At 57.0% G+C, this 24829-nt stretch carries 23 protein-coding genes, 1 tRNA gene and 1 pseudogene; 13 read left to right on the forward strand and 12 right to left on the reverse strand.

Annotated features, from left to right (window positions below):
* Positions 1–12 precede the first annotated feature (12 nt).
* The 5 genes from ACI0FG_RS02565 (at position 13) to ACI0FG_RS02585 (ending at position 5028) form a co-directional block, all read left to right on the forward strand.
* Positions 13–2097, forward strand: a complete 2085-nt coding sequence (locus ACI0FG_RS02565; protein WP_419786993.1) for an HD domain-containing phosphohydrolase — start codon at positions 13–15, stop codon at positions 2095–2097.
* 184 nt (positions 2098–2281) lie between these two features.
* A complete protein-coding gene (locus tag ACI0FG_RS02570; protein WP_419786994.1) occupies positions 2282–2452 on the forward strand; it encodes a hypothetical protein in 171 nt (56 codons plus the stop codon).
* Positions 2453–2625: 173 nt separating this feature from the next.
* Positions 2626–2775, forward strand: a complete 150-nt coding sequence (locus ACI0FG_RS02575; protein ID WP_419788346.1) for a TetR/AcrR family transcriptional regulator — start codon at positions 2626–2628, stop codon at positions 2773–2775.
* A gap of 361 nt (positions 2776–3136) precedes the next feature.
* Positions 3137–3499, forward strand: coding sequence for a hypothetical protein (locus ACI0FG_RS02580; protein WP_419786995.1), 363 nt, complete (start codon positions 3137–3139; stop codon positions 3497–3499).
* Between the two features lie 152 nt (positions 3500–3651).
* The gene (locus ACI0FG_RS02585) at positions 3652–5028 is read left to right on the forward strand and encodes an MATE family efflux transporter (protein ID WP_419786996.1); all 1377 of its coding nucleotides are present in this window, start codon (positions 3652–3654) and stop codon (positions 5026–5028) included.
* A gap of 186 nt (positions 5029–5214) precedes the next feature.
* On the opposite strand, the gene glp is transcribed toward ACI0FG_RS02585, so the two are convergent.
* The 4 genes from glp to ACI0FG_RS02605 form a co-directional block, all read right to left on the reverse strand.
* Positions 5215–6456, reverse strand: coding sequence for a molybdopterin molybdotransferase MoeA (gene glp, locus ACI0FG_RS02590; RefSeq protein WP_419786997.1), 1242 nt, complete (start codon positions 6454–6456; stop codon positions 5215–5217).
* Positions 6457–6463: 7 nt separating this feature from the next.
* Positions 6464–6871, reverse strand: coding sequence for a bacteriohemerythrin (locus ACI0FG_RS02595; protein WP_419786998.1), 408 nt, complete (start codon positions 6869–6871; stop codon positions 6464–6466).
* Positions 6871–7767: an acetylglutamate kinase gene (gene argB, locus ACI0FG_RS02600; protein WP_419788347.1), complete on the reverse strand. Its 897-nt coding sequence runs from the start codon at positions 7765–7767 to the stop codon at positions 6871–6873. Before argB ends, ACI0FG_RS02595 begins: the two co-directional genes overlap by 1 nt.
* 141 nt (positions 7768–7908) lie before the next feature.
* Entirely contained in the window at positions 7909–8505 is a 597-nt protein-coding gene (locus ACI0FG_RS02605; protein ID WP_419786999.1) for a TetR/AcrR family transcriptional regulator, read from the reverse strand.
* A gap of 114 nt (positions 8506–8619) precedes the next feature.
* Here ACI0FG_RS02605 and ACI0FG_RS02610 point away from each other — a divergent pair, with 114 nt between their 5' ends.
* Both ACI0FG_RS02610 and ACI0FG_RS02615 read left to right on the forward strand, forming a co-directional pair.
* Positions 8620–9528, forward strand: a complete 909-nt coding sequence (locus tag ACI0FG_RS02610; RefSeq protein WP_419787000.1) for a DMT family transporter — start codon at positions 8620–8622, stop codon at positions 9526–9528.
* 363 nt (positions 9529–9891) lie between these two features.
* Entirely contained in the window at positions 9892–10542 is a 651-nt protein-coding gene (locus ACI0FG_RS02615; RefSeq protein WP_419788348.1) for an IS1595 family transposase, read from the forward strand.
* 342 nt (positions 10543–10884) lie between these two features.
* Here the strand turns inward: ACI0FG_RS02615 and ACI0FG_RS02620 are convergent, their stop codons facing one another.
* The 6 genes from ACI0FG_RS02620 to ACI0FG_RS02645 form a co-directional block, all read right to left on the reverse strand.
* Positions 10885–12498 carry a DNA repair protein RecN gene (locus ACI0FG_RS02620; RefSeq protein WP_419787001.1) on the reverse strand — a complete coding sequence of 538 codons (1614 nt, stop codon included), beginning with the start codon at positions 12496–12498 and terminating at the stop codon, positions 10885–10887.
* 10 nt (positions 12499–12508) lie between these two features.
* Positions 12509–13711, reverse strand: a complete 1203-nt coding sequence (locus ACI0FG_RS02625; RefSeq protein WP_419787002.1) for an alginate lyase family protein — start codon at positions 13709–13711, stop codon at positions 12509–12511.
* Positions 13708–14148, reverse strand: a complete 441-nt coding sequence (locus tag ACI0FG_RS02630) for a GNAT family N-acetyltransferase (protein WP_419787003.1) — start codon at positions 14146–14148, stop codon at positions 13708–13710. Before ACI0FG_RS02630 ends, ACI0FG_RS02625 begins: the two co-directional genes overlap by 4 nt.
* Positions 14149–14239: 91 nt before the next feature.
* Positions 14240–14722 (reverse strand): GNAT family N-acetyltransferase, encoded by a 483-nt coding sequence (locus ACI0FG_RS02635; protein ID WP_419787004.1) that lies wholly within the window; start codon positions 14720–14722, stop codon positions 14240–14242.
* On the reverse strand, positions 14719–15561 hold the full coding sequence (locus ACI0FG_RS02640; protein WP_419787005.1) for an ABC transporter permease: 843 nt from the start codon (positions 15559–15561) through the stop codon (positions 14719–14721). The genes ACI0FG_RS02635 and ACI0FG_RS02640 overlap by 4 nt, the downstream gene beginning before the upstream one ends.
* A complete protein-coding gene (locus tag ACI0FG_RS02645; protein ID WP_419787006.1) occupies positions 15558–16556 on the reverse strand; it encodes an ABC transporter permease in 999 nt (332 codons plus the stop codon). Before ACI0FG_RS02645 ends, ACI0FG_RS02640 begins: the two co-directional genes overlap by 4 nt.
* A gap of 151 nt (positions 16557–16707) precedes the next feature.
* On the opposite strand from ACI0FG_RS02645, the gene ACI0FG_RS02650 reads away from it, so the two are divergent.
* From ACI0FG_RS02650 to ACI0FG_RS02675, 6 genes are all read left to right on the forward strand, one after another.
* Positions 16708–16783 (forward strand) — tRNA-Ala (locus ACI0FG_RS02650).
* Between the two features lie 679 nt (positions 16784–17462).
* Positions 17463–19085 carry an ATP-binding protein gene (locus ACI0FG_RS02655; RefSeq protein WP_419787007.1) on the forward strand — a complete coding sequence of 541 codons (1623 nt, stop codon included), beginning with the start codon at positions 17463–17465 and terminating at the stop codon, positions 19083–19085.
* Positions 19082–19783 carry a response regulator gene (locus ACI0FG_RS02660; RefSeq protein ID WP_419787008.1) on the forward strand — a complete coding sequence of 234 codons (702 nt, stop codon included), beginning with the start codon at positions 19082–19084 and terminating at the stop codon, positions 19781–19783. The genes ACI0FG_RS02655 and ACI0FG_RS02660 overlap by 4 nt, the downstream gene beginning before the upstream one ends.
* Before the next feature lie 239 nt (positions 19784–20022).
* Positions 20023–21000, forward strand: coding sequence for a DctP family TRAP transporter solute-binding subunit (locus ACI0FG_RS02665; protein ID WP_419787009.1), 978 nt, complete (start codon positions 20023–20025; stop codon positions 20998–21000).
* Between the two features lie 60 nt (positions 21001–21060).
* Positions 21061–21543 (forward strand): TRAP transporter small permease, encoded by a 483-nt coding sequence (locus ACI0FG_RS02670; RefSeq protein WP_419787010.1) that lies wholly within the window; start codon positions 21061–21063, stop codon positions 21541–21543.
* A 9-nt stretch (positions 21544–21552) separates the two neighbouring features.
* Complete coding sequence (locus ACI0FG_RS02675) at positions 21553–22827, forward strand: TRAP transporter large permease (RefSeq protein ID WP_419787011.1); 1275 nt, start codon at positions 21553–21555, stop codon at positions 22825–22827.
* Between the two features lie 193 nt (positions 22828–23020).
* On the opposite strand, the pseudogene ACI0FG_RS02680 reads toward ACI0FG_RS02675, so the two are convergent.
* A pseudogene (locus ACI0FG_RS02680) lies at positions 23021–24185 on the reverse strand (IS3 family transposase).
* A 329-nt stretch (positions 24186–24514) separates the two neighbouring features.
* On the reverse strand, positions 24515–24826 hold the full coding sequence (locus tag ACI0FG_RS02685) for a hypothetical protein (RefSeq protein WP_419787012.1): 312 nt from the start codon (positions 24824–24826) through the stop codon (positions 24515–24517).
* Positions 24827–24829: the final 3 nt, after the last annotated feature.

Below are 24829 nucleotides of genomic sequence, written 5' to 3' on the forward strand. Positions count from 1 at the left end.
ATGGAGTGAACCATGGCACAGCAGAGCATCACAAATCAGGTGCCGAAAAACCTCGGAGGGGCCAAGGCGGGCGTCAAGATAGGCGTCGTGCTGGCCGTTGTCCTGGTTATTTCGGCAGGTATCCTGACTCTGGCCAGCCGAGCGGTGAGCAATCGGCAGGCTGAGAGCCTGGAAAACCAGGAGAAGCGACTCGGCCTTCTGGCCCACAGCAGGGTGGAGATGGTTTCGGCATGGCTGACCAACCTTTCCAAGCAGGGGGACCGGCTCATCAAGTCCGAGCTGTTCCGTCTCTATGCCTCTGAGGTGAACGACCTCAAGGGCGACCTGACGGCCATTTTCGGCGCGGTCTCGCCCGAGGACGTGGACGCGGGCAATGAAGGGGCCGCATTGGCCGCCCAGCTGCCCATGATGCAGAACATGCTCAGGGAGTTTTCCACTTACTCCGGCTTTACCAATGCCCGTATTCTCAATGCCGAGGGACAGGCATACATCGCCACTGACGGGCATCTGCCGCCCATGGAGGACGACCAACTGGCCCAGGCGATGAAGGCGATCAAGGAGAAAAAGGCCACGTTCTCCACCCTGCGCAAAACACAGCAGGGATTGGAGATGGATGTGTATGTGCCTGTTTTTCCTCCCGATGCACGTGAGGACAGCGACCCGGCCATCGGTGCGTTGATGATGACGCGGCAAGTTACCGGTAAGATAACGGAACTGATGTCCAACTCCTCGCTCTCCGCAAAAGGGGAGCGGACACGGCTGATGCAGAAGGACGGGGATCGTTTCCGTCAGGTAACCCCCTGGACTTCCCAGGGATTCACAGACATTACTGCCAAGATGGATTTCCGCGACAACGGAAATCTGGCGTTTGGCGATCGCACCTCGCTTTCCGAGGATGATCGCGAGGTTTACTCCATGGGCATCAAGGTGCCCGCCCAGGACTGGTGGGTCGTGCAGGAATCCGACTACCATACGGCCATGAAGCCGGTGGAGGCTTTCACCCGTTCGGTATGGATCGTGGCCGGACTCGGCATCCTGACCGCCTTTTTGGTGGCAGGGCTGGCCTGGTGGGTCCTTACGGGCGTGCAGAGCCAGCGCATTGCCGAGGAGTTCCGCAAGCTGGCCTCCCAGATAGAGACCCAGAAACAGTTCATCGACTCCATTAACGCCAATATCGACGAGTTCATCACGCTCAAGGACGTTGCCGGAAAATATACCTACGTCAACGATGCCTTTGCCCGCGCCGTGGGCCGGGACAAGGATGAACTAATCGGTATGGACGCGGCTGCGGTCTTCGGGTTTGATACCGCCAAGCGTCTCTCGTCCCGGGACGCGGAGGTGCGGGAGCAGAACCGCAAGATTACCATCCACGAGCCGGTCTTCCTGCATTCGCAGCGCTATGAATTCCAGATTTCCAAGGCGCCGTACCATACTGCGGAAGGCGTCTGTCAGGGGATCGTGGAAGTCTACCGCGACATCACCGACTTCGTGGCCGTGCAGGCGAAGAACCGCCGCTTGGTCCAGCGCGCCATGGAAGCCCTCGGGTCCACCATCGAGGCGGCGGACCCGTACCTGGGCGGCCATACCAAGCTTCTGGCCCGGCTCTCCGTGGCCGTCGGCAAGGCCATGCACCTTTCCGACAGCGAGAGCGCAGAACTGGAAACTGCTGCCAATCTCTCGCAGATAGGCAAGATGTTCGTGCCCAACGAGATTCTGACCAAGCCCGGCCGCCTCACCGACGAGGAAAAGGGCGTCATGGAGCAGCATGTGGAGCACGCCTACCGCATCCTCAAGGATATCGACATCGATGAGGCCGTGCTGACCGCCATCTATCAGATGAACGAGCGCATCGACGGTTCGGGCTACCCCAAGCATCTCAAATATGACGAGATCACACTCCCGGCCCGTATCCTCTCGGCGCTCAACGTGTTTTGCGCCATGATCCGGCCCCGCTCCTACCGAGGAGCCAAGGAGCCGGAGGCCGCTCTGGAAATCCTGGCAGGCGAGGCCACCAAGTACGATGCTTCGGTGGTGGACGCCCTGTCCAGAATTCTCAAAAGTCCTGTAGGCGAAAAGCTTATGGAAGAAAGGGATTAGCGGCCGCACTCCATCCGGTTGCACCGGCCCCGGCATCTTGCCGGGGCCTTTTTTATGGGTTTTGCCAATAATGAATTGAAACTAAGTGAACCCAGAAGTATCCTATCATAAATGAGGTACAGTACGGGGCCTCTATGACTTGGGCGACACTGTCTGAACCTTTTACCGATATGGAAGTGGGACGATGACTAAAGCCAAAGAAAACGACGCAGTAAAGGATGAGGTCTCCCGGGATAAACATGAAGAGACGCCGTTGCCCGAGTCCCAGGATGAGCAACTTACGGAAGCTGAGCTGGAACAAGTCGCTGGTGGATATATAAGCCGTCCGGTGATTTTGCCTGACAATTTTCAATAGGATATCTCTCAACACATCAACGTCTTCATCTCTCATTTCCCAAAGCGGTTCCCCGTTGGTGCCTAAAATAACAGTTTGCCATACTTGAATGATCGTTTAGTTCAGGTCCATGCGCATCAAGGCTGAAAACAAGCGGTAGGACCTTCTCCAGGCTACGGCCCGGCGGGTATGAAATTGGTTTCGCCGCCGCATCCGTCTTCAATATAGCCGGTGCCGCCGGTGTCTCTCCCGCCATGCTTTATACCTATTTCGAGAACAAGGACGTCCTGCAGTCCATTTGGAACAACATCTTTGTGTATGTATCTGAAAGTAATGGGGATTAGCTCTATACAGAGCCGTTTTCCAAGTCTCCGTACATGCAGGGGTATCGGGCTCAGTGGATTGGAATCCTTCTTCGGCCCGCTAATGGCGGTCCTCGGGCGCGGGGTGGACGAGAAGATTCTCAAGGATGTTCATTTTCATATGCTTATGATGTTTTCCTTTTATCCCATTCTCTGTCTGGCAAACCCCGGCTATGGACATGCGGCCGTTATCGGAAAGCAGGCCATAGATACCGCTTTTCAACTGGCATGGGATGCAATCCGCCTGTGATCGGCCTTTTTTTGCCAGTATAATGAACCGAACGTTTATTTACTATATCTCGGATATGATTCCGAGGAAGAGTAACTCCTCATGGAGGGAGAAATGAAACAGGTGGACCAGTCCATATTGGATGCCTTTGACAGCATGTGGGGCTTATATCCCGAACCTGTGTTGCTCATCCACTTATGCAGGGATATCCTGGCCGTAAACCAGCGGGCGGAAGAACTGGGCATGGGGCCGGGCATCAAATGTCACTCCCTGTATCCCAGCGAAACGCCATGCCCCGGCTGTCTGGCAGGTAAGATGCTCAAGACCGGCAAGGCCACCCGGCGGGGGGATTTGACGAAGGAATCCGGCTTGTACCTGGATTGTTTCTGGATTCCCGTAAAGGGTGCCGAGGATGTGTACGTGCATTTCGGCAACGACATCACCAAATACGTGAAGCCGGAGCTGCTTGAGAAATAGCGGCAACGTTCGGACGGGGTGCCCGCAGGTTTCCGATTCTGTCGGTAACGGTGGCGGGGGACGGCGGTAACTCCCGCCCGACGCTGATTGCCTATGAGGGAGTAATGGCGTATAGCGCTTCTTCCCTTCAATTCACAGCTACGGAAATGACAATGCAAATCAAGCGCTGGAGCGCAAAAAACGGCTATCGGGAGTCCCTGATTCTAGGCCTGCCCCTGGTGGTCAGTATGCTCTCGTCTACGGTTATGACCTTTACCGACCGCGTCTTTCTGGGACACTATTCCCTGGAATCGCTCGCGGCGTCGTTTCCCGCAAATGTGTCGTCCTTTCTGTTCCTCTCCTTCTTCTTCGGCGTTGTGGAGTATGTGGGCGTGTTCGTCTCCCAGTATACGGGAGCGGCCCGGCATGAAAGGGTCGGGGCGGCTGTTTGGCAGGGGCTGTGGTTCAGTGTGCCGAGCGGATTGATTCTGGCTTCACTGTGGTTCGTGGCCGGTCCGCTTTTTGATCTGGCCGGTCATCCGCCTGCCGTGCGCGAGCAGGAGATAGCCTATTTCCGTATTCTTACCGTGGGTGGCGGTGCTGTCCTGGTGGGGGCGTGCCTTTCCAGCTTTTTTTCCGGGCGCGGACTGACCAAGGCGGTGATGCTGGTGCAGTGTACGGCCACCTTGTTGAATATCCCTCTCGATTACTGCCTGATAAACGGCTACGGACCATTCCCGGAGCTAGGTATTGTCGGGGCCGGGATCGCCACGCTCATCGGGTGTGTGTTGCCTGTCATTTGCTACTCCTTGTTGATTTTCACAAAGAAGAATGAGGAACAATTTAACGTGCGGTCCGCGTGGCGGCTCGATCCGGAACTGTTCCGCCGTTTTCTTCACTATGGACTGCCCGGCGGCATCCAGTTCTTTGTGGATATGTTCGCCATCACGTTTTTCGTATTCATGGTGGGGCGGATCGGGGCTGTGGAACTCGCTGCGACCAGCGCCGCCATTTCCATTGAGACGTTGGCCTTTTTGCCCATGATCGGTATGCATATCGCCGCGAGCATCATGGTCGGACAGGCCATGGGTGCGGGCGAGCCGGATCAGGCCGCTTATGCCACGGGCACAGTGCTGCGCATCGCATTCATCTACATGGGCGCCATGGCGCTCGTGTTCGTGCTGTTTCCGGAGTGGCTCATGGAGCTTTTTCGGGCTCGAGGCGATGCCGGGGTGGAGTTTGACAAAGTGTTGCCGCTCGGCGTGGTGCTGATGCGCTATATCGCCGCCTTCACCCTGCTGGACGCCGTTGCCGTTACCTATATGGGTGGCCTCAAGGGCGCTGGTGATACCCGCTTCATCATGTTGGTCATGGCCGTGGGCTCGTTCTGCTGCGTGGTCATCCCGCTCTCCCTGATTACATGGGCCGGAGTTACCTCGGTGCACGCGCCGTGGCTTTGCCTGTTGTCCTATGTCATCATGCTGGCCGGAAGCTTCATGTATCGTTTTCGGCGAGGCCCCTGGCGCAACATTCGCCTGATCGGCGAGTAGCTCTCATCAGACTTTCCCCAAATTCTTTTTTTCTTTTCACCACAGAATCGTCCGTTACCGACAACACGTCGGTAACCTACCCGCGAAGCGCGCCAAAAAGTTTTGGAAGGAAAAGGGGATGGGGGTTCGGGGGAAGGGGAGAGGGCAACCTTTTCCAAAAGGTTTCCCTCTCCCCTTCCCCCGTTTTTATACCAGCCAGACGTCGATTTCGGTGCCCTGGTAGAACCCTTCGCTTTCGGCCGGGATGGTCGCCAGCCCGTCGGCGCGGATCATGGTTCGGAGCAGGCCGGATTTGCCGAGTTCCGGATGGGCGAGGGGGATCATGCCTTCGCGGGTTTCCAGACGGATGCGGACATAATCTTCGCGGCCCGGTTTGCTGGCCACGTTGCGGGCCAGTTCGGCGCGGCGCATGGGCCGGCGCGAGGGATCGAAAGCTGCGGGATCGCCTTGCAGATGGCGGACAAGCGGCAGGACCAGGACGTGCATGACCACCAGAGCGGAAGTCACCTGGCCCGGCAGTCCGAGCACGGGCTTGCCCAGCGCGCGGCCGAGAATGGTCGGCTTGCCGGGACTGAGCGCCACGCCGTGGGCCAGAATTTCGGAATCGCCCACACCTTCCAGGGCCGCAACGGTCAGGTCCCGCACGCCGATGGAGCTGCCGCCGGAGAGGAGCACCATGTCGTTGTCGCGCAGCGCTTCGGCCAGAGCGTTGGTCAGGCTGGGCAGGTCATCGCGGATAATACCGTAGGGCACGGGGATGCCGCCTGCCCGGGCCACCAGCGCGGCCACGGTGTGCGTGTTCACGTCGCGCACCTTGCCGGGCAGGGGAATGTCCGCCACTTCCACCAGTTCGTCTCCGGTGGAGAGGATGCCCACACGCGGTCGGCTGACGAGCGGCAGGGAGAGATGTCCCATAGCTGCGGCCAGTCCGATCTCCTGCGGACGCATGACCGTGCCCGCAGGCAGAAAAACCACGCCTTCGCTGGCGTCTTCGCCTCGCTGCATCACGTTTTCGCCCGGAGCGACGGTCTTGCGGATCTCCACGGTGCCGCCGCCCATTTCCTGGGTGTGCTCCACCATGACCACGGCATCGGTGCCGGGCGGGAGCACGCCGCCGGTGCTGATGCGCGCACAGGTGCCCGGGGTGACGGTGATTTCCGGCAAATGGTCGATGGAGAGGGTGGCCACGCATTCTAGGTAGCCGGGGTTGGTCTCGCTGGCTCCGAAGAGGTCACGGGCATTCACGGCATAGCCATCCATGGACGAGCGGTCGGTGAGCGGCCAGTCATGCCCGGCGACGAGGTCTTGTGCCAGGACTCGACCGTCGGCCTGTTCCAGGGAAACGGTCTCACCGGAAAGGGGGGCGAATTCGCCGAGCCGCTGTTCGAACTCCGTCCTGCTGATGATGGTGAAGAAGCCGTGGGACATGGCGGGACTATCCTTTGGCGCGCGTGGTGATGAACTCGCCGATCTTGCTGTCCATGATCATGATGTGCTTGATGATCCAGCCGTTGATGAACTCCAGGGTCTGCTCCGGAGTGACCGGGACGCCGCTGAGGAGTTTCTCGCGAAAATGGCCGACTTCGTTGAGCAGTCTGCGATGGGCGGTGCGTTGGGCTTCCAGGTCCGGGTAGCCGACGGACTCCATGAACTCCTCCTCTTCGGAGAAATGGGAGTCGGTGTAGTCCAGCAGTTTTTCGAACAGAGCTTCCAGAACGGCGTCGCCCCGGTTCTCTTTCATGGCCTGGATCAGGTCGTTGGAGTAGACCACGAGCTGTTTGTGCTGTTCATCTATGCGGGGCAGTCCGGTGTCGAGGGTCAGGGTCCATTCTATTTGCGCCATTACCTCTCCTCATCTTCGAAATGATCCACCACCTCGGTGCCGATGCCGGATTTGGTGAACAGCTCCAGCAGGATGCAGTTTTCCATCCGGCCGTCGATAATGGCCGCCTTTTCCACCTCGGCCACGGCTTCGATGCAGCATTTGATCTTGGGGATCATGCCGCCGGTTATGATGCCGTTCTCAATGCACTGGAAGGCCTCGCGCGTGCAGAGATGGGTGATAAGCTCGCCGTTTTTGTCCAGCAGGCCGGCCACGTCGGTGAGCAGGTAGAGCCGCTTGGCCCCCAGGGCTGCGGCCACGGCACCGGCCACGGAGTCTGCATTGATGTTGTAGGTATTGCCCTCATCATCCACGCCCACGGGCGCGATGACCGGGATGAATCCCTCGCGTTGCAGGGAATTGATGAGGGTGGTGTTGACGGCGCGAACCTCGCCGACCTTGCCCAGGTCGATGATCTCGGGCGGGGCGTCCTTCTTCTCAACGGAAAGTTCCTTGCGCTCTGCCCGGATGAGCATACCGTCCTTGCCGGAGAGGCCCACGGCCTTGCCGCCGTTAAGGTTGATCAGGTTGACGATTTCCTTGTTCACCTTGCCCACCAGGACCATCTCGACCACGTCCATGGTCGCCTCGTCGGTGACCCGGTAACCCTCGCGGAAGGTGGACTGGATGTTCAGCGCCTTGAGCATTTTCCCGATCTGCGGTCCGCCGCCGTGGACGACCACCGGGTTGATGCCGATGTACTTGAGCAGGATGATGTTCAGGGCGAAGGCACGCTTGAGGTCGTCGTCGATCATGGCGTTGCCGCCGTACTTGATTACGATCGTCTCTCCGTAAAATTTGGAAATGAAAGGCAAAGTCTCAATGATGGACTTTGCCTGTTTTTGATAGCGTTTTATGTTCCGGTCGTTGATGGGCTGTTTTTCCATTGGTACTCCTGAGTTCGGGCATTGCCCGTTGTGCTGCGGATTGTACAATATGGGGCCGGAGTGTCAACACGAAGGCGGCGGCCCGGCGTCTGCGGAACGGCCGGGAAAGGCTTACCGCACCTCGGGAAACATGCGCAGGAACTGGCGCACGGTCCTGTCCGCGTGTTTGGCAATGACCTCGGCCGAAGGGGGCGGGAACAGCCCGACCAGCACACTCATGCGCAGGGACAACAATGCGCCGAGAAAAAATTTGACCGAGTAGTCGGGATCATCCGCACCGAGCCGCTCCCTGAGGAAACGGGCCAGCGTCTCGGTAGTCTGTTTCTGGCCTACGGCGAAGAAGGCGCGGGTCATTTCCGGGGCCTCGGGACCTTCCGCCACCAGCAGCCGGATACCCGCCAGATGGGTTTCGGATAGGTGGACGCCGAGGAATCCCTGGGCAAAGCGGGTCAACGCCTTCCGTGTGTCGGGATTGTCCAGCTCGTTCAGAAAATGGTTCGGGTTGCTCTCGCGCAACGCTTCCAGGGCATTGCGGAACAGGTTCTCCTTGGACTCGAAGTATCGATAAACAGTCTGCTTGGTCACCCCGGCCTGTTCGGCTATGCGGTCCATGCCCGCACCGATGTATCCCTCCGAGAGAAATACGTGCAAAGCCGCCTTGAGGATATTCGCCCGTTTTAGTTCCTTTTTCTGCTCAATTTTACCCATTGCAAACTCCGTGTCGGATTCTTTTTCATACTCTACAGTATGATTTTACTTGACACAAGCGGCTTCGCTGCAAATAATCATACTGAACGGTATGATTATAAAAAGGAGTCCAAAATGTCCATATCCAATGCGGCCGCTTTTCTGCCTGCCGATACGCATGACAAGGGGCGGCTTGCCGCCCTGGGCGGCGGGCTGCTGCTCAGTTTCGATCCGGTCTTCATTCGCCTGTCGGGTGTGGGCGGATACGACACCGCCTTTCTCTTCGGTCTTTTCTCCGCTGTCATGATGGCGATGATGGTGCAGGCCTCGGACAGGCGGGGACTTGTCGGAACCCTCCGCGACGGCGGGTGGCCGCTGTTGCTGTCCGGGCTGCTCATCATGTGCAGCGCCTCCACATTTGTGCTCAGCGTCAAGCATACGTCGGTGGCCAATACCATGGTCATCATGAGCGGCCGTCCCGTGCTGACGGCTCTGGCCTCGTGGGTGTTCCTGCGCGAGAAGACGCCGAAGGGTCTCTGGCTGACCATTGTCGGCGTTGCGGTCGGCATCTTCCTGGTGATGCAGGGCGGATTGCAGTCCGGTCATCTTTGGGGGGATGGTTTGGCCCTGATCACCGTGACCTGCCTGGGGCTGAACGGAACGTTGTGGCGTCGCTACAAGTCCATGAGCCGAATGGCCGTGGTCGGTCTGGGCGGGCTGTTCATCGCCGTGGTCATGTCCGCGCACGCTGATCCGGGCAGCTATTCACCCACCACATGGCTGGTCATGGCGATCATGGGAATGGGCTCGGCTCCGCTGGGGCGTGTGCTGAATGCCGTTTCGTCCCGATATATACCGGCATCCGAAATGGCGACCATTGCGCTCTCCAGTGTTGTCCTCGGCCCGACCTGGGTCTTCCTGCTCCTGGGCGAACGTCCGCCGCTCTCCACCCTGTCGGGCGGAGCCGTGGTCCTCGGTGCCATCCTCCTCTATCTCCTGACCACTCGGCGCAACGGCCGGGCAATGGAAATCAAGACGGAATAAGATGCGTTAAAGGGGGGGGCAGGATTGAGCTGTTTGTCATTCTGGGAGAGGCAGGACCTCTCCCAGCATAACAATGTGATAAGATTGTACGGCGTGAAGACTATCCAGCAACTCACTTAGCGACGCAGATCGGCCAAAGCAAAATCCCTTTCCCCTTCTTTTTTCCCAACAAACTCAGAGCGTGAGGAGCAGGGTGCGGGAAAATGGTGAGATGCTGGGCGCAGAAAAGTTCAAGATCGAAGCGTACTCCCTGTACGCGAGAGTTTGAACTTTTCGCAGCAACGACACAGATCGGCCAAAGTTAAATCCCTTCCCCTTCTTTGGGGCTGTACCAGATAACTCCTCTGGGTTATCGGTATGGCAATGCGAAAAAGTCGTTTGAGTCAGAATAAGCAACTCCGATTGATTGAGCATTTTGTGGCTGGCAGCACTGCCCGTTGTGCCGCCGGTCTGGTTGGAGTGAATGTCAAAACGGCCGCCTTTTTCTTTCATCGGCTCCGGGAAATCATAGCCGAAGAAGAGGCCTGTGAAGGGATGGATTTTGGTGAATTTGAAGTCGATGAAAGTTACTTCGGAGGAAAGCGGAAGGGCAAACGAGGCCGAGGGGCCGCAGGCAAGGTGCCTGTCTTTGGAATTTTGAAAAGAGGCGGAAAGGTATACACACAGGTGATTCCTGACGCCAAGAGCAAAACCTTGTTGCCCATTATTCGCGAGAAAGTGCAACCAGACAGTATCGTGTACTCAGATGCTCTTTACAGCTACAATGTCCTCGACGTTTCCGAATTCAAACATTTCAGGATCAACCATTCGAAGCTGTTTGCCGACAGGCAAAACCACATCAATGGAATTGAGAACTTTTGGAACCAGGCCAAGCGCCATATGAGAAAATTTAACGGCATCCCGACCAAGAACTTCCCTCTATTTTTGAAGGAATGCGAGTGGCGTTTTAACAACACAAATCCACAAAGCCAGTTTAAACAACTGAAACAGTGGGTTAAGAAACATATGGGCTAGTTATCTGGTACAGCCCCCCTTCTTTTTCCCCAACAAACTCTGAGCTTGAGGAGCAGGGTGCGGGAAAATGGTGAGATGCTGGGCACAAGAAAAGTTCAAGATCGCAGCGTATTCCCCGTACGCGAGAGTTTGAACTTTTCGCCGCAACGACGCAGATCGGCCAAAGCTAAATCCCTTCCCCTTCTTTTTTTCCCCAACAAACTCTGAGCTTGAGGAGCAGGGTGCGGGAAAATGGTGAGATGCTAGGCGCAAGAAAAGTTCAAGATCGAAGCGTACTCCCCGTACGCGAGAGTTTGAACTTTTCGCAGCAACGACGCAGATCGCCGTTTTCCCGCACCCTGCTCAGCGGCAGAGTTTGGCGGCTAGGGCATCACCTTGCTCGCCGCCACCAGCCATGCGGGAAAGCTCGGCCCGGATTTCGTCCCGGTCGAGGCGGTGGCAGCGGGTGAAGGTCTCGTCGTCCACCACGTCCTTGCGGATCAGGAAATGGCGGTCCGCCTTGCCTGCCAGCTGGGGCCAATGGGTGATGAGCAGGAGTTGCTGGCGGTCGGCCAGGGTGCGGAGCTTCTTGCCCACGGCACCCAGGGTCAGGCCGCCGATGCCTGCGTCCACCTCGTCAAAGATGAGGGTGGGCAGGGCGTCGTGGTCCTGGTCGTTACCACCCAAGGTGACCAGGGCGAGCAGGAAGCGCGAGAGCTCGCCGCCCGAGGCGATGCGCTCCAGGGGTTGGGGCGACTGGCCCGGGTTGGGCACCCACATGAGGCGGCCGCGCCGGTCCTCGCAGCCGGGATACAGCTCCTTGGCGTCGAATTCGAAAAAGACTTTGACGTGCTCGGAAAAACCGAGGTCCGTCAACTCGTCCACGATTCGGATGGAAAGTTCCTTGGCGGCCTTTTCCCGCGCCTTGTTCAACTGGTCGAGTATTTCGCGCAGTTTGGCGGCTGCCGCGTCCTCTTCCTTTCGGAGATTTTTGAGGTCCAGGGCCGAGGCATCGAGAAAGGAAAGGTTTTCGGCGAGTTCCTTTTTCAGGTCCACGATCTCGTCCAGGCCTCGCCGCAGCTTGCGTTTGAGCTTGGCCAGTTCGTAGAGCCGGGCCTCGATGTCGTTCAGGCTCATGGGCGTCTCGTCACCGGAGAGGTTTTCCGGCCCGCGACGCAGGCGGGAGTCCAGGTCGTGCAGGAGCATACGCAGCTCCTCGATGGCGTCCCGGTCGTCCTCAAAATCCGGGAAGAGGCGGGCTATGATCTCCATCTCGCGGGTGAGCAGGGTCATGGCGTCGAGCAGACCGACCTCGCCGTGCAGCACGTTCAGGGCGTTTTGCAGGCTCTCCCCGGCGCGGTCCCGGTCGCGGATGGTTTTTTTCATTTCCTCCAGCTCGTTTTCCTCATCAGGCTGGGGATCGACCTTTTCGATTTCTTTTTTTTGAAATTCCAGGAACTCCCGCTGTTTGTCCATATCCGCATATCGTTCCCGGATGGCACGCTGGCGGTCCAGGATGCCGTTCAACACGGCCAGGGCCTCGTCGCGTTCGGTGAGCAGCTGCGGCGCGGGCAGGAAACGGTCCAGCACTTCGGCCTGGAAGGCGGGGGAGAGCAGTTTTTGCTGTCCGTGCTGGCTGGTGTGGACCACCAGACGGGACTTCATGTCGCGAATGGTTGGCTGGGAGGAGAGGGTATCGTTGACAAAGACACGGCTGCGGCCCGTCTCTGCCGAAAGCTCGCGGCGGATGACGGTCTCGCCCTCGGGCAGGACGAAGAGCGCCTCCACCGAGGCCTTTTCCGTCCCAGGCCGGACCAGTTTGGGGTCCATGCGCTCGCCCATGAGGAAGTCCACGGCACGCATGATGAACGATTTTCCCGCGCCGGTTTCGCCGGTGAGGGCGTTCAGGCCGGATGAAAATTCGAGTTCCACGTCCTCGATCAGGGCGAGGTTTTTGATGCGCAACAGTTCCAGCATGGTCTCCAGCCTAGTAGAAGAGCAGGGCTCGATCGGTACGCAGCCCGGTCCGGGGCAGCGTCTTGAGGTGATCAAGGTATCGGGCATCCTTATACACCAACGCGGCCCGGTGGAAAAGGGGCGTATAGCGGAATGGATCGAATTGCCCGGATCGCCCAAACGGCCATTCCTTGTCGGGATCGATGTAGGGAGCGGCCCTGTCCAGCGCGGCCCTGATGGAGCCGGAGTCTGGCGTCTCGGCCCGCCACAGGTCGATTCCCATCCGTTCTCCCACCGAAGCCAGTACGAAAAGGGCCTGGAGGTTGGAGAAGGTATCGTTGCGTGAGTGGTCGTGCTTCAGCTCTTCGGGCATGGTCCCGTCCTGATTGATCTGCGGGATGATGCAGCGTTGTCTTACTTTTTCGACAATGGATCGGGCCAGATGCCTGTCCCCGGCAAAGAGGGCGAAAACTGCCAGTTGGGCATCATGCCATGTGCTCCGATGGTCGGGGAAGGCGGCGGCTTCCTGCCCGATGTCGCTCAGTTGGAGCCAGCTCGCATACGCCTTGAACCATTGGGCCAGCTTGCGTGTTTCCACTTTGCTCCACAGGGAGGAGCCGCTCAGGATGCGCCCGGCATCGGCCACGCGGATCAGGTCGCGGGTCTCTATGATGCCGTCGCCCGAGCCGTTTGCCACGCCGGGGCGCGAGCGGCCGTACTTGAGATTCGGATTGGTCCGCGTCAGTTCGTCACAGCACCAGGACCAGACCAGGGCACACCCTTTTCCGGCATATTGGTCGTTGCCGGTGAGATACCATGCCAGGGCCAGCGTCAGGGCGTCGCGCGCCATGCGTCGCATGCGCCCACGGTCGAACCTGTCGCTGTCCACCTCGGGATTGCGTGTCCCCTTTTTATAGATATAGGGGCTGCCGCGCAGCCGTGTCGGGTCCGGCCACCATTCCGGGGCAAGGGACCAGTAGTCGTGCATGGTGCCGCCGGGCGGAGGGCCGGGTTTGAGCACCACAGCCTCGGCCGGAGCGGTGACACAGCGGTCCGCGTCTTTGAGCAGCGCCTCCACGGCGGGCATGATGGCCGGGTCGCGTTCGATATAGCGTTGTTTGGTCCCGGCCAGCACTTCGGGCGAGAGGGTGATGGTGTTTGGCGGCGCGGCATGGGCCGGGAGGGGAAGGAGAAGGGCCATGAGCAGAATGACGGGAAGGGGGGAAAGTGTCATTTCACGCGCTCCATGTCGGGCGTGGGCAACACTTTTTGCAGCAGGCAGACGGTGACAGGGCCGCCAGGCACGTTTGTGGAGGGAAAAAGGTCGGTCACGGTGAATCCCAAGGCCCGATAGAAACGCAGGGCGTTCTTGTTGGCCTCGTAGCAATGCAGGCTGATGCTGCCGTACTTTCGGATGCGTAGCCTGTCTTCGGCCCATTGCATCAGCATTCGTCCCACCCCTTGATGCTGGCTGGCGGGATCAACACACAATTCTGCCACAAAGGCCCCATCACAGGCGATACACCCCATAGGGACGCCGTTGGTTTCGGCCACGCCGGTTTCGGGTAGCAGCTTGCGTATGTTGTCCGGGGTTCTGAGGTGTTGCCGACGCACCCGGACATAGGCGTCGGGCATGAATCGGGCGTAGCTGGCTTCAAAAGCGTTGCGCACGAGTTGGTCCAGAGCTGGCAGGTCGTTGCTTTTTGCGGGCGGATGAGGATCGCGGGAGTCGGCAAGCCGGGCGGCCCGGAGATGGTCATGGTTACCCCCGGCGGCCGTCCAGGGCCTTGCTGAGGGTAAAGACGGTTACCGGCCCACCGGCTATTCGCCTGGACGGGAAACGATCTGTCACGGCGTATCCGTTCTTTCGGTAGAAGGCGAGGCCGCTGGTGTTGCGTTCGTAGCAGTTGAGTTTTGCCGTGCTGAACCCCTGCTCGCGCAGCCAGTCTTCAGCCCATTGCAGGAGCGCGGTTCCCACGCCTCGGCGCTTGTATTTGGGCGAAACCCACAATTCCGCCACGGTGTCGTTCTGGCAGGCGACGAATCCCACAGGCGTGGTGCCGGACAGGGCCACGCCCATCGACCCCATCAATTGGCGCAAGGTGCGGCTTGGTTCGTCGCTTGTTCTCCAGCTGCGCACGTATTGGCCGGGCAGGAACAAGGCATAGCTGGCGTCGAACGAGTCGCGCAACAGCCGCTCCAGGGCGGGCAGGTCGTTTCGGGCAGCGCGTCGGATCGTCGTCATTGTTTTAACCTCGGGTCCAGAAGATCCCGCAGGGCCTCGCCCAGCAGGTTGTATCCCAAAACGGTCACCAGAATGGCCAGGCCGGGGAAGACCGACAGCCACCATGCAATACCGAGCACGTCCTTGCCCTCCATGAGCATGTTGCCCCAGGAGGCGTCCGGCGGCTGCACGCCCAGGCCGAGGAACGAAAGGGATGACTCGGTGAGGATGGCCCCTGCCACGCCCAGCGTCGCGGAGACGAGCACCGGGGTGACGGCATTGGGCAGGATGTGGCGCAGGAGAATGCGCATCGGCTTGGCACCAGCGGCGCGCGCGGCCAGCACATAATCACGCTCGCGGATGGTCAGGGCTTCGGCTCGGACCAGCCGGGCCACGCCCATCCAGCCCGTCAGCCCAATGACCACCATGATGTTGGTCAGGCTTGGTTCCAGAAACGCGATAACCGCCAGAATAAGGAAAAACGACGGGAAGCAGAGCATGACGTCCACTCCGCGCATGATGATTTCATCCACCACCCGGCCGAAATATCCGGCTATCAGCCCGAGAACCAGCCCGATGGCCGTTGCTATGCCCACGGCTACGAAACCGACCCAGAGCGAGACCCGGCCGCCGAAGAGAATGCGTGCAAAAACGTCGCGCCCAAGGGCATCGGTGCCCAGCAGGTGGGCGGTCGATGGCGGCAGGAGCAGGGCGTCCACATTGATGAAATTCGGATCGTATGGCGCGATGAACGGGGCAAATACCGCAGCCAGCGACATGGACCCGACAATGAACGCTCCGATAATGAGCAGAGCATGTCGGGCGAGCGGGGAGGGGCGTTTCAGGGGGCGCCGTTTCATCGCAGGTTCCCTTTGCCAGCACGGATGCGGGGATCGGCCAGACCGTAGCCCACATCGGCCAGCAGATTGCCCGCCAGGGTGAGCACCGCGCCCAGCACCAGACTGCCCATGATGAGCGGATAGTCCCGCGCCATCACGGCCTGATAGAACAGCTGGCCCAGGCCGGGCAGGGCGAATATGGATTCGATGATGACCGACCCGCCGATGAGTGCGGGGACGGACAGGCCGAGGATGGTGATGACCGGCATGAGGGCGTTGCGGAGCGCATGTTTGAAAAGCACGGTGCGGCTGTGCAGTCCCTTGGCCCGAGCTGTCATGATGTAGTCCTGGCGCAGGACCTCCAGCATGGAGGATCGCATGAATCGGGACATGCCAGCCCATGAGCCGGAAGTATAGATGAAGACCGGCAGAATGAGGTGCCGCGTGATGTCCCACACTTTTTGCAGCGGCGTCATGTTCTCGAAGCCGAGCGACATCAGGCCTGAGATGGGCAGGATCGGCCATTTGATGCCCAGCCAGAGCATGAGCAGCAGGGCGAGCCAGAATCCGGGCATGGCAAAGCCGATGAAGACGATGACGGTGGAAAGTTTGTCAAAGGTCCCGCCGCGCCACCAGGCCGCGGCCACGCCTATGGGTACGGCAATGAGCAGCGTCAGGATCAGGGACGCCATATTCATGCCGAAGGTCAGCGGCAGCCGTTCCTTGATCTTGTCCCAGACGGGCCGGTGGTCGCCGGACATGGATTGCCCGAAATCGAGATGGACGAGCCGCTTGAGCCATGCGGCGTATTGAACATGGAGGGGCTGGTCCAGCCCGTAGAGCTTTTCCAGCTCGGCGCGGGCCTGAAATCCCGCCTCCGGGTTGAGGGTGGTTTGCAGATCGGTGGGCGAGCCCGGAGCAAGATGAATGACCCAGAAGCTGATGACCGTGATGCCGAGAAAGACCACGCTCACCCAGATGAGTTTGATGAGGATACCTTTGATGATCTGGGCCATGGAGACTCCGTGTTGCAGCAATCCAATGCCATGCTTACAGCATGAGCGTTTGCGAATCAATCTGCGCAACTATGAAAAAAATAGTCTCGTGTCGGAATACCGGTTGACAACTCCGGCCCAGTTGTCCTAATTACCACCCACCCAACAACGTGGGGCTGTAGCTCAGTTGGGAGAGCGCTTGAATGGCATTCAAGAGGTCGTGGGTTCGATTCCCTCCAGCTCCACCAATGATTATAAAGGCTTAGAAGGTTTTCCTTCTAAGCCTTTTTTCGTGGAATATACGAGAGAATCAACACTCTGAATGAGAGAGTTGAAAAAGTGATTTGACTGTAATCTTCCCGTTATCCCGGTACGCCTTGGCATTCTCGATGTCACTGTCCCAATCTTGTCCCAAAAACTCAATTCGCTAACGAAGAATGGCTTACACCAAGCGCAAACCTATTGATTTCGTTGGAGCCAGGAATCGGAGTTGAACCAGCGGCCTGCTGATTGCGAAGAAATTGTGCGTATTCTACCAGTTGAGATGAGTAACTGAATCTTGCAAAAAGGGGTGTATCGGGTCAGAAAAAAAGCGCCTATTCCCCCTATCGATACCGGTCAAAATCCCATGCCTGCGACTTGATTCAAACAACCGGTGCAAGCTGCTTTTACTCATCAAGGCCCCGTGTTCTCCGTTTGTGAGGTCGTTCGGGAGTGGAGGGCAGGCCAATGTGGTTTGGCATATTCCCAAACACACCCCTTGGTTAGCATGCAAAAGGGATGACTAACCCACGACGAAAAGGTAAAACGTCAGTTCATTCCATGGACCGGTGCATCAATACGGGGGCACTGATCGACCGATTTTGATAGACCCCGCGCATCCGGACCGCTTTACGGAGACAAAACGAGAGCCAAAGGGCCCCCTTCATGTGGAAATCCATTCTGGCAGTCATAAAACCCAAGACCATACAGCACTACCTTGCATACATGGTAGCCGGGCTTGTCCTCACCCAGATTATCATCACCTGGTTCCTGATCGCGGACCTTACTTCAAGCACGCTCAAGGAGCAGATCGGCCAGCGCGCCCTTCAAACCGCCCAATCCATTGCGCTTATCCCTATGGTTGAAAAGGAATTGCTGCGAGGCGATCACGGCGGCGCAATCCAGGCGCTTGCCGAGAAGATTCGGAAGAAAACCGGAGCCGCCTATATCGTCATCGGCGATGTGAACAACAAGCGGTTCTCCCATCCTGTTGAGGAAAGAGTCGGCAAGACCTTTGTGGGCGGCGATACCGGGCCGGTCATCCACGAGGGGAAATCTTACGTGTCCGAAGCCACCGGCACCCTGGGGCGGTCTATCCGGGCCTTTGTTCCCATCCTGACCGACAACGGGAACATCATCGGTTTTGTCTCGGTCGGCTACCTGAAGACAAGCATCCAGCAGAGCATCAAAGATCACATGAAGCGGCCGCTTATTTTCATCATTTGCCTGACGGTAATCGGCTTTTTCATCACCGGGTGTATCGCCCAACATCTCAAGAAGATCACCCTTAATCTCGAACCGGCTGAAATAACGAATCTCTATCTCGAAAGAGGCGCCGTGCTCGAGACGATTCGGGAAGGGGTCATCGCCACCGACCACAAAGGGGAAATACGATTGGCCAACAAGGCCGCTCTCAAATACACCTGTTTCAATTCTTCGGAACTGGAGGGGAAGCATATCGACGACGTCATTCCCTGTGCCGGATTGAAACATGCCCTGACCACGGGTGAAAGCGAGTACGACCAGGAACGCCTTGTCAATGGCCAGGAACTCATTTTCAACATAGTTCCGGTCCTGAAAGACAACATGGTTAAGGGATTGGTCGCCAGTTTTCGGCGCAAGGACGAGCTGGACAGGATTTCCCATGAACTCTCCAGCATCCAGGAATACTCCGAACTTCTTAGAGGGCAGACCCATGAATATTCCAACAAACTCCACACGATAGCAGGCTTGATCCAGATAGAGGCATATCAGGAGGCCCTTGATCTGGTCGCGCGGGAATCCTCAGGTTACGAGGAGATAATCCAGTTCCTTCACCAAGCTGTGCCGCATCCGGTAATCGCAGCGATCGTCTTGGGTAAATTCAACAGGGCCAAGGAGTTGAAGATCGCTTTCGAGGTCGACCGGGAAGGCTCCATGGTGGATGTCCCTGATTGGATCAAGCAGGAAAAGATTGTTACGATCGTCGGGAATCTGTTGGACAATGCATTCGAGGCCGTCCTTGAACAGGAGAAAACCCGGCGAAACGTCTTTCTTTCATTCACCGATCTCGGGAACGACATCGTCTTCGAGGTTGAGGATTCCGGGCCGGGGATACCGCAGGAGCGGTTGGATGTCATTTTTGAAAAGGGCAATTCCTCCAAGGGAACCCTCAGAAGAGGACTGGGATTATACCTGGTAAAGCAGCGTCTGGACGAGTTGGGCGGGTTCATATCCGTTTCGTCGAACGAATCCGACCATACCCTCTTTTCCGTAATTATTCCGAAAGCCAGGTGTGCAGTCATATGATGGATATCCAGGTACTCATTGTCGAAGACGACACAAAGATTGCGGATCTTCACCGCCGGTTCACCGAAAGGGTGGAGTCGTTTACTGTTGTCGGCATTTCCCAGGGGCTTGAAGATGCCAGGATCATGATCGAACTCTACAAGCCCAACTTGATTCTGCTCGACCTGTATTTCCCGGAAGGGACCAGCCTTGATCTGCTGCGTGAAATGCGTGCGCAAGGCATTGAAACCGACGTAATCCTGATCACGGCGACCAGGGAGATGGGGCCGCTCAAGGATGCTTTGCGGGGCGGGGTCTTCGACTACATCATCAAGCCGGTTATTCTGGAACGGTTTGTAACCTGCCTGGAAAAATTCAAGGAATATTTCCGCCGCCTGCACTCCGAGGACATGCTGGAGCAACGGGACGTGGACAGCATCCGCAACCTCAATCCGACGACTTCCATGTCCGAGGCGTATCCCGAGGGCTTGCCCAAAGGCATCGATGCGCTGACCCTGAAAAAAGTCAAGGCCGTGTTCGACCGAAAATGCCCTGAAATACGGGACGGTGCCAGCGCGGAAGAAATCGGCGAACTCATAGGAGCGAGCCGGTCCACTGCCCGACGCTACCTGGAGTACCTGGTCGCCATCGGTTCCATTTACCCGGACGTGGCATACGGCACGGTTGGCCGTCCCGAACGCAAATATTTTAAAAACTGATCCTTGTTCGCTGAACAGCCCTCACAGCTTCCCTCTCTTTGCCCTCCCTGCGCCGGGAACCGTCCGGTGTTGTCTTGGTTGTCGTCATCGGCGTGACCAATATAAACAATATTATTTTTAGACAATAAATAGCCATTAAGCAGCTAATCACACATCTTTTTTAAGTTATTGTAACGATACTCCCGTGTGAAATGGGTTGCAGTTCAATAACTCAAAAGTCTGCCCATGCAGGAGGATGTATGAAAAGGTTAGTTGCTGTCATCAGTGCGCTTATGTTGGTTGTTGCCATGTCGGTTCCCGCTTTTGCCGGGGGAGTCGTGCTCAAACTCGGCCACATTGCCGAACCTGTTCACCCGTATGGACAGGGCGCCGACAAATTTGCCGAACTGGTCAAAGAAAAATCCGGTGGCGAGATCATCGTCAAAGTCTTTCCTTCTTCGCAGCTCGGCGGACAGAAGGACCTCATTGAAGGCCTCATTTACGGGACCGTGGATATGGCGCTGGTCGGGACGGCGGTCCTTGGACAGTTCCAGCCGCAGATATCGATCTTTGACCTGCCCTTTCTTTTCCAGGACCGCGAACATGCATACAGGTCGCTCGACTCTGTCGGTATGGACCTTGGCAAGGCCCTTGAGCCCAAGGGGATCAAGATGCTCGGCTACATGGAAAACGGTATCCGCCACCTGACCAACAATGTCCGCGAGGTCAAGACCCCGGCCGATATGCAGGGTCTCAAGATCAGGGTCATGACCAACAAGATTTTCATCGCCATGATGAAATCTCTCGGCGCGTCCCCCACCCCCATGGCCTTCGGCGAACTCTACTCCGCCATGCAGCAGGGCACCGTGGACGGCCAGGAGAACCCCAGCGCCCATATCTGGACCAAGCGTTTCTTCGAGGTCCAGAAATATGCCTCCAAGACCGCCCACGCCTATTCCCCCGAGCCGGTGGTCATGTCCATGGTCAGTTGGTCCAGGCTCACCCCGGAACAGCAAAATGTCATTATGGCGGCTGCCAAGGAAGCCATTGACTGGCAGCGCAAGCTCTCCACTCAGAAGGACGAGGAATACTGGAAGCTTATTGAAGAGACAGGAAAAATCAAGATTATCGACGTTGACCGCGAACTGTTCAAGGAAGCCACCAAGCCGGTGTACGAAGAATTCGCACCCGTTGTCGGCCAGGAGAACATTGACAGAATCAACGCCCTGAAAAAGTAGCTATCTTGAAATGGGGCCGGAATCGCTTCCGGCCCCATTCCTTGTAGGAGGTTTTTCCTGATGGATAAGTTGTTCAACAAATTGCATGCGGTGCTCTACTGGATCTCCGTGACGTCGATGACGATAATGCTTGGCCTGATCTTCTTTCAGGTCGTCAACCGCTATATCTTCGGCCAGACCTATGAGTGGTCGGAAGAACTTGCCCGATTCCTTTTCGTCTGGGTCGTTTTTCTCGGATCGGCGCTCATCATGGGCGAAAGCGGCCACTTGGCGGTGCAAATGCTGCCCTCCAAGCTGAAAGGCACGACTGCCGGAGTGGTGCTGGAAGTGTTCATCAATCTGTGCAGCTATGCCTTTACCCTGCTCCTGCTGGTCCAGGGGGCCAAGATGACCTCGGTCATGACCTTCCAGGTTGCTCCCGGCCTGGGGATTTCCATGAGCATAGTCTATTCCATCATCCCCGTAAGCGCTTCCTTGATGCTCCTTTACCTGTTCAAGGATTCCGTGCGGATCATCAAACACCTCAAAGAACGCAAGGGCTAGGAGACGATCGTGGAAGCAGTACTACTTTGCACCTTTCTCGGCCTGACCTTTCTGGGGGTGCCGGTCGCGTATGCGCTCGGCCTCTCCGTCTCTGTAATCTTATACCATTATATGCAGATGCCGCAGGTCATGATCACCCAGGTCATGTACTCGGGAATCGACTCTTTCTCCTTCATGGCGGTTCCTTTCTTCATGCTCGCCGGCGCGTTCATGTCCGCAGGCGGGGTGACCAAACGGCTTGTCAACTTTGCTCAGGCCCTCGTGGGTTCCTTTACCGGGGGGCTGGCACAGGTCGTCGCGGTTTCGGGAATGTTTTTCGCCGCGATCTCAGGATCGTCTGCCGCCACCACTGCCGCTATCGGATCGACCATGGTCGATGAAATGGAAAAGAAGGGCTACCGACGTGAACTGGCAACGGGAATCGTCGCTGCGGGCGGAACAGTCGGTATTGTTATTCCTCCTTCGATCACTCTTGTCGTGTACGGCGTCATTGCCGGTGCTTCAATCGGAGATCTGTTTGTCGGCGGCTTGGTTCCCGGACTGCTCATGGGACTGACCATGTGTATTGTCAGCTATTTCATCGCCAAGAAGGATGGTATCCCGGCTGAAGGTTCCTTTTCGTTCATACAGCTTCTCAAAGCATTCAAGGATTCATTCTGGGCTCTCATGACGCCGGTCATCATTATCGGCGGTATCTACGGCGGCGTTTTCACCCCGACCGAAGCCGCAGCCGTGGCTGCCGTGTACGGGATATTCGTCGGCTTCTTCATCTACAAGGAACTGACCCTCAAAGATTTTCCCCGCATCATCTTTCAGGCGGTCATGGGAACGACCATGATCATGTTCATTGTAGGCGCAGCTAAGGTTTTCGGCTGGATGCTCACCAACCTCGAGATCCCCCATCACATCGGCGAGTACATTGTCTCCCTGACCTCTTCACCTGCCATGTTCCTCCTGATGATGAACCTGCTGCTGCTCTTCATCGGAACCCTTATCAATGCCTCGGCAGCGGTGGTCATCTTGACCCCGATATTCCTGCCTGTCGCACTGAGGCTGGGCATTGACCCGCTGTTCTTCGGCGTCCTGATGGTCGTTAACCTGGCCATCGGGTGCATTACTCCTCCGGTCGGCCTCGACCTGTTTGTCGCCAGCGCAATCACCAAGGTCCCGTTGGAAAAGGTGATCAGAGCCTCGATCCCCTATTTGGTCGCCTTGCTCGTGTCCCTGTTGCTGATGACACTTTGTCCCCCCATCATCACGTTTCTTCCCAACCTGTTGCAATAGCGGTTAAGATATATGCCTGGCACGTCACAGTGCCGCACTCCTCAGGCCCCGCAGTATTTCACTATGCTGCGGGGCCAAATCGTACTGCAAGCGCTCAAAATACGGCGGGAGCGACTCTTCGGTGAGAAATGGAGAAGTGGGTCCACTTTGTTGGACCATTGAGCAGCGCTTTTAAGGTGGACAGTTTAACGGGCTACGCTGCTTGGCGGGGCCAAGCCAGAGGGGGTACCCCCTCTGGCTTGGGTCGCGTTTGATATATCTCCATCGGCTTCCTGCCGTCAAAGGTCTTGTGAGGACGACGGTAGTTGTAGAAATCAAACCACCAGGCCAGAGCCCCACGCAGATCACTACCTGTCTCCAACTCCCGCACATAGACGCATTCGTATTTGAGCGACTTCCAAAGTCGTTCGATCATCACATTGTCCATCCAACGGCCTCGGCCATCCATTGAGATACGGACGCCTGCATTCCGCAGAGCCTTTGTGAACTCATAGCTAGTAAACTGACTACCTGATCCGTATTGAATATCTCCGGTACCCCATAACGATTCATGGCATCCTCCAAGGCTGAGACGCAGAAATCGGCGTCCATCGTATTCGATAAACGCCAAGACAGAACAGCACGGCTGTGCCAGTCCATGATCGCCACGAGGTACAAAAAGCCTCGTTTCATCGGAATGTACGTAATGTCCGCACACCAAACCTGATTGGGCTTCGTGATTGCTCGGTGCCGCAACAGGTATGGATATATCTTGTGCTGCGGGTGGGGATGACTTGTTTTCGGCTTTTGATAAATCGCCATCAACCCCATCCTGCGCATAAGTCGACGGACTCGGCCACGTCCGATCTGATGCCCCTCATCCCGCAGGATGTTGCGCATCTGTCGAGAGCCGAAGAACGGCAACTCCATGAACAACTCATCGATGCGTTGCATCAGCTCCAGGTTGTACGGAGACTCGCCGGTCGGCTGGTAGTAGTATGTTGAGCGTTGCAGCTTGAGAATTCTGCACTGATGCCGAACACTGAGCACGGGATGCTCCTTGTCGACTATCTCACGCCTCCGCTCGCAGCTCAGATTTTGGCGAAGGCTTGTTGCAAAAAATCCTTCTCCACGGTGAGTTGCCCGATTTTAGCGTGAAGCTCTTTAATCAATACTTCGTCACTTTTCTGGACCTTTTGGGCCTTACCTGCAAAGCCAGCAGCAACTTGCTCTTTGGCCTGCTTCTTCCATTTGGATATTTGGTTGGCGTGAACGCCGTATTTGCTGGCCAGCTCGGAAAGCGTGAGTTCGCCGGTAAGTGCGTCGAGGGCTACACGGGTCTTAAATTCAGCAGTAAATCTTTTCCTTTTCTTGGACATCAAAAGCCTCCTTCGGGCTTCTTACGTCCACCTTAAACTGTGGTCCAGTTTCTTAGACCCACTTCTAACTGTGTTTGAGGGGTATGAGGTGGGATGGGGTTTTGCCAGTGCTAAATGGCGCTTTTGGGGGGCGTGATAATTTTGCTCCTCCTGCCCGTTTTGGGGATTGGGAGAGTGGAGGTCAGAGATTTGGTAACCGTGCAGGATTGGGGTATTTTTGCGCGAATTATAGGGATAGGTAAGGGAGCCTCTGGGGCTTCGGCGGGGAGTGGAAGATCGCTTGGAATTTAGTCAAGCGGTCATGGTCTAGATCGGTTTGGACGGCAATGTTATTTGGAGTAGCTTTTACCATCAGTGGAAATAAGGTAAAGTGTCTCGCAGTATGGTAGGCGCATATAGATTTTGGATTTAGCTATTTGAGCGAGCGCCATGCCTCTACAAAGGATGCTGACACCTCCTGTTTTACGTTCACAAATCGCATCTGCACTTTCTATAAAATTCATCTCTCCTACTCGTGGGATGATGAGCGTTTTTCCTTCTGGCACAGCTCCTATCGGTTGAATCACAAATAGCGTAATTTGTGTCGACAATAAAAACAGAATGAACACACTTGCCAAAGTGAATAAGGTGAATTTTTTCATTGT

It is taken from the genome of Pseudodesulfovibrio sp. 7M6 (assembly GCF_050058625.1).
GTDB classification, from domain to species: Bacteria; Desulfobacterota; Desulfovibrionia; order Desulfovibrionales; family Desulfovibrionaceae; genus Pseudodesulfovibrio; species Pseudodesulfovibrio salinus.